The sequence below is a fragment of the Aeromonas sp. HMWF014 genome (assembly GCF_963878295.1).
In the GTDB taxonomy this organism is placed as follows: domain Bacteria; phylum Pseudomonadota; class Gammaproteobacteria; order Enterobacterales; family Aeromonadaceae; genus Aeromonas; species Aeromonas popoffii.
Genome location: NZ_CAWNYS010000217.1, coordinates 6,304 through 11,262 on the forward strand (window position 1 = coordinate 6,304; position 4,959 = coordinate 11,262).

The 4,959-nt window shown below is 59.3% G+C and carries 5 protein-coding genes; 4 read left to right on the forward strand and 1 reads right to left on the reverse strand.

The window, feature by feature from the left end; genetic code table 11:
* Window positions 1-33: 33 nt before the first annotated feature.
* Genes tapT through yaaA form a run of 3 tightly spaced genes read left to right on the forward strand, consistent with a single transcriptional unit; the run spans window position 34 to window position 3,011 of the window.
* Entirely contained in the window at window positions 34-1,068 is a 1,035-nt protein-coding gene (gene tapT, locus AAC083_RS08675) for a type IVa pilus ATPase TapT (protein WP_005320466.1), read from the forward strand.
* Between the two features lie 28 nt (window positions 1,069-1,096).
* Window positions 1,097-2,206 carry a type IVa pilus ATPase TapU gene (tapU, locus tag AAC083_RS08680; RefSeq protein WP_108536338.1) on the forward strand — a complete coding sequence of 370 codons (1,110 nt, stop codon included), beginning with the start codon at window positions 1,097-1,099 and terminating at the stop codon, window positions 2,204-2,206.
* Between the two features lie 31 nt (window positions 2,207-2,237).
* The gene (gene yaaA, locus AAC083_RS08685; RefSeq protein ID WP_108536336.1) at window positions 2,238-3,011 is read left to right on the forward strand and encodes a peroxide stress protein YaaA; all 774 of its coding nucleotides are present in this window, start codon (window positions 2,238-2,240) and stop codon (window positions 3,009-3,011) included.
* A 189-nt stretch (window positions 3,012-3,200) separates the two neighbouring features.
* Here the strand turns inward: yaaA and srmB are convergent, their stop codons facing one another.
* Complete coding sequence (gene srmB / locus AAC083_RS08690; protein ID WP_108536337.1) at window positions 3,201-4,424, reverse strand: ATP-dependent RNA helicase SrmB; 1,224 nt, start codon at window positions 4,422-4,424, stop codon at window positions 3,201-3,203.
* Window positions 4,425-4,553: 129 nt separating this feature from the next.
* Here srmB and AAC083_RS08695 point away from each other — a divergent pair.
* A partial coding sequence (locus tag AAC083_RS08695) for a tRNA1(Val) (adenine(37)-N6)-methyltransferase (RefSeq protein WP_146181626.1) occupies window positions 4,554-4,959 on the forward strand: 406 nt, incomplete at its 3' end.

The window sequence follows — 4,959 nt, forward strand, 5'->3', positions numbered from 1 at the left end:
TTAGTGATCTTGTGATGGGAGAATGACAAATCTATGGATATCACAGAGTTATTGGCTTTCAGTGTAAAGCATAAAGCCTCGGATCTACACCTCTCGGCCGGGGTTCCCCCGATGATCCGGGTTGATGGTGAGGTTCGCAAGATCAATTTGCCCGCCCTGGAACACAGGGAAGTGCATGCCCTCATTTACGACATCATGAACGACCACCAGCGCAAGGAACTGGAGGAGAACTTCGAGGTCGACTTCTCGTTCGAGGTGCCCAATCTGGCCCGCTTCCGGGTCAACGCCTTCCAGCAATCGCGCGGTTCGGGGGCCGTGTTTCGTACCATCCCCAGCACGGTACTGAGTCTGGAGGATCTCGATGCCCCCGAGATCTTTCGCAAGATCTCCGAATACCCCCGCGGCCTGGTGCTGGTGACAGGCCCGACCGGCTCGGGCAAGTCCACCACACTGGCGGCCATGGTCAACTACATCAACGAGAACTTCCACCACCACATACTCACTATCGAAGACCCCATCGAATTCGTACACGAGAACAAACGCTGTCTGGTGAACCAGCGGGAAGTACACCGCGATACCAAGAGCTTCAGCAACGCCCTGCGCTCGGCACTGCGGGAAGACCCAGACATCATACTGGTGGGCGAGATGCGCGATCTCGAGACAATACGTCTGGCCATGACGGCGGCCGAGACGGGCCACCTGGTGTTTGGCACCCTGCACACCTCGTCAGCGGCCAAGACCATAGACCGTATCATCGACGTCTTCCCCGGCGCGGAAAAAGACATGGTGCGATCCATGCTCTCTGAATCCCTGCGCGCCGTCATCTCCCAGACCCTGCTCAAGCGGATCGGCGGTGGCCGGGTGGCGGCCCACGAGATCATGATGGGCATACCCGCGGTGCGCAACCTCATCCGGGAAGACAAGATCGCCCAGCTCTACTCGGTGATCCAGACCGGGATGACCCACGGCATGCAGACCATGGATCAGAGCCTCAAGCAACTGGTCAGTCGTGGCGTGGTGGCCTCCCTGGATGCCAAGGCCAAGGCGGTCGACCCCAACAGCGTTTAAGAGCCTAGAACCCAGGGAGGGATAAATGATGAATCTGGATGATCTGCTGACCGAGCTGGTCAAGCGAAAGGGATCGGATCTGTTTGTGACGGTGGGCTCGCCGCCCACCCTCAAGGTGAATGGCCATCTGGTGTCGCTGGGGGGCGAGGCGCTCGACAAGAAGGGGGCGCTGACGCTGGTCAGAGATACCCTCAGTAGCGATCACTTCGAGCGCTACATCCGCACCAAAGAAGCTAACTACGCCATCCACCGCGAGGATCTTGGCCGTTTTCGGGTCAGCGCCTTCTGGCAGCAGGAGTTGCCTGGCATGGTACTGCGCCGCATCGAGACCCGGATCCCGACCTTCGATGAGCTGACCCTGCCCCCCATCTTGCAGGAAGTGGCCATGGCCAAGCGCGGGCTGGTGCTGTTTGTCGGCGCCACCGGTGCGGGCAAGTCCACCACCCAGGCCGCCATGATAGGGTTTCGCAACCAGCATGCCGATGGCCATATACTGACAGTGGAAGACCCGGTGGAGTTCGTGCACCAGCACGGCCGCAGCCTGATCACCCAGCGGGAGGTGGGGATAGACACAGAGTCGTTCGACGTGGCACTGAAGAGTTCGCTGCGCCAGGCGCCGGACGTGATCCTCATCGGCGAGATCCGAAACTCTGAGACCATGGAGTTTGCGCTGCAATTTGCCGAGACGGGTCACCTCTGTCTCGCCACCCTGCACGCCAACAATGCCAACCAGGCACTGGATCGCATCCTCCACCTGGTACCGCAGGAGAAACACCGCCAGTTTCTGTTTGATCTCTCCTTCAACCTGCGCGCCATCGTGGCCCAGCAACTGCTTCCGAGCGTGGACGGTCGCCGCCGTTTTGCGGCCTTCGAGGTACTGCTCAACACCCCGCTCATTACCGACATCATCCGCAAGGGGGAGATGCATCGCCTCAAGGAGGTGATGACCAAGTCCACCGAGCTCGGCATGCAGACCTTCGATCAGGCGCTGTTCACTCTGTTCTGTGCTGGCCAAATTGGCTACAGTGAGGCCCTTGCCCATGCCGACTCGGCCAACGACCTGCGACTGCTGATCAAGCTGTCCGGCCGTGAGCAGCTGGGTGCAGGCACACTCGACAACGTCACCCTGGATGAATGAGGGGCGTGTGTCACCGCTATAAAGGATCGTTATGCTGATTGTGGTTTCCCCGGCCAAAACACTGGATTACGAGTCGCCTCTGGTGAGCTCCCGTTTCACCCAACCCGAATTGCTGGATCACTCAGCCGAGCTGATCACCCGGGCCCGCCAGCTAACGCCGGATCAGATCGCCAGTCTGATGAAGATCAGCGACAAGCTGGCCGGCCTCAACGCCGCCCGCTTCGCCCAATGGCAACCTGACTTCCACCCAGGCAATGCCCGCCAGGCACTGCTGGCGTTCAAGGGAGATGTCTACACGGGGCTGGCGGTGGAGGATTTCAGCGACGCGGATCTCGATTTTGCCCAAGGGCACCTGCGCATGCTGTCAGGTCTCTATGGCGTGCTGCGTCCGCTCGATCTCATGATGCCGTATCGGCTGGAGATGGGGACCCGGCTCGATAACAGTCGCGGCAAGGACCTCTACCAGTTTTGGGGGGATGTGATTACCCAGCACATCAATGCAGCGCTGGCGGCGCAAGGGGACGAGGTGCTGATCAACCTGGCCTCTGACGAGTATTTCAAGTCGGTACGAGCAAAAGCCCTGAAGGGCAGGATCGTCACCCCTGTTTTCAAGGACGAGAAGAACGGCCAGTTCAAGATCATCAGCTTTTACGCCAAGAAGGCGCGTGGCATGATGGCCCGTCACATCATCAAGCACCGGCTGACCGAGGTGGAACAATTGACCAGCTTCAACAGCGATGGTTACTACTTCGTGCCAGAAGAGTCTGACGCTCAGACCCTGATGTTTAAACGCGCCGAAAATTAATTACAGAAAGAGGGAACCAAATTCAGGATCCCCGGGTCTGAATACATGAATCCTCTGTTGTAAGCACTTTTTATCAGCCGACGTTTATACGTCGGCTTTTTTCTGCACGCTATCCGCGAATACAGGCACATTCACCACAGGCAACAAGCAAAACGGCCATCCGAGGATGACCGTTGCAGCAGGCATAGCTTATTTCTTTTTCTTCTTGGCACTCTTCTTCTTGCCATCCTTCGGCTTTTTCTTCTTCACCGGTACCCGCGCCTCTTTGTGCTTGGGACGCAGCTCATCGATCACCCGGCGCTTGAGACGCTCTTCGGTGTAACGCTCAATCTTGGCGACCATGCCCATGTCGTGCGCCTCCACCAGACTGATGGCGCAGCCACGGTTGCCGGCACGGCCAGTCCGACCGATACGGTGCACATACACGTCGGTGCCATAAGGCATGTCGTAGTTGATGACATGGCTGACGTTGGGCAAGTCGATGCCACGGGCAGCGACGTCGGTAGCGATGAGAAAAGGCACTTCTCCCGCATGGAACTTGCGGATCGATTCGATGCGCTTGCTCTGCTCCATTTCGCCACGGATCCAGGCGCAGGAGACGCCGGCAGCCTGCAACTGGCCGGAGAGCTCCGCCAGCCGTTCACGGGTTCTGACAAAGACGATGGCTTTCTGGGTGTCAGGATCCTTGAGGATATGCACCAGCAGGGCCAGCTTGTGGGCGGCATCATCGGCCAGATGCACCCACTGGGTGATGGGGCGACGCTCACTGCGGGGCGGCTCGGCGTGCAGCTCCACCGGCTCGTTGAGGATCTCGTTGGCAAACTTCTCAAGACCAGCCCCTTCCAGGGTGGCGGAGAACAGCATGGTGTGCTTGCGATAGCGCGCCTCGGCCACGATACGGTTCACGTCTTTGATGAAGCCCATGTCCAGCATGCGATCCGCTTCATCCAGCACCAGCACCTCGATGTCGTGGCTCTCGAACTCCTCTTTCTCTATGTACTCAAGCAGACGACCCGGGGTCGCCACTACGATGTCGGTGGTCTTGGTCAGGGCTGGCAGCTGCTCGTCGTGGCTGACGCCACCGATGATGGTCTCGATGCTGAGGTTGGTGTGCACCGCCAACGCCTTGGCGTGGGCGGTGACCTGCAGGGCCAGCTCGCGGGTCGGGGTCAGGATCAGCATGCGGCACGGACCCGGCTTGCGGCGCGGGAAGTCCAGCAGATGCTGCAGGGCGGGCAGCAGGAAGGCGGCCGTCTTGCCGGTACCGGTCGGAGCGGATGCCAGAATATCGCGGCCGTCCAGGGCTGGCTCCAGCACCATCTGCTGGATGGTGGTGGGGCGGGTGAATCCCATCTCGGCCAAGGCCCGGTTGAGGGCTGGATTCAGGTCGAAATCATCAAAGGACTGGCTCATGGCAATACTCGGTCATTAAGGAAACGGCAGATTATAGGCGATTATGTCGTCGGCTCCTATGGTGACTGTGGCTTAGTCGCTATAATCGCCGACCATTTTCTGTGTAGCCGGCATATGGTAGGGGGTCAGATGGGACTAAATAGTGGTTTTACCTTCAAACAGTTTCATATCGAGCACGACCGCTGCGCCATGAAGGTGGGCACGGATGGCATACTGCTAGGCGCCTGGGCACCGGTTGCCAACGCCAGTCGGGTGCTGGACATTGGCACAGGCAGCGGTCTTATCGCACTGATGCTGGCCCAGCGCAGCCGATCCGACTGCCTCATCGACGGGGTGGAACTGGATAGGGATGCAGCGACACAGGCGCGCGCGAATGTGGCCGCCTCCCCCTGGACCTCACGGGTCAACATAGTGGAAAACGCCATTCAAGATTATCGGGCCCCTCCCTACGATCTCATCGTCTCCAACCCGCCCTATTTCGTGGCAGGCCAGTCATTTAGCGATCCGGCCAGGGCGCTGGCCCGCCATACAGGGG

Coding starts and splice junctions, on each gene's coding strand:
- tapT (WP_005320466.1), top strand. CDS start 34: ATGGATATCACAGAGTTATTGGCTTTCAGTGTAAAGCATAAAGCCTCG.
- tapU (WP_108536338.1), top strand. CDS start 1,097: ATGAATCTGGATGATCTGCTGACCGAGCTGGTCAAGCGAAAGGGATCG.
- yaaA (WP_108536336.1), top strand. CDS start 2,238: ATGCTGATTGTGGTTTCCCCGGCCAAAACACTGGATTACGAGTCGCCT.
- srmB (WP_108536337.1), bottom strand. CDS start 4,424: ATGAGCCAGTCCTTTGATGATTTCGACCTGAATCCAGCCCTCAACCGG.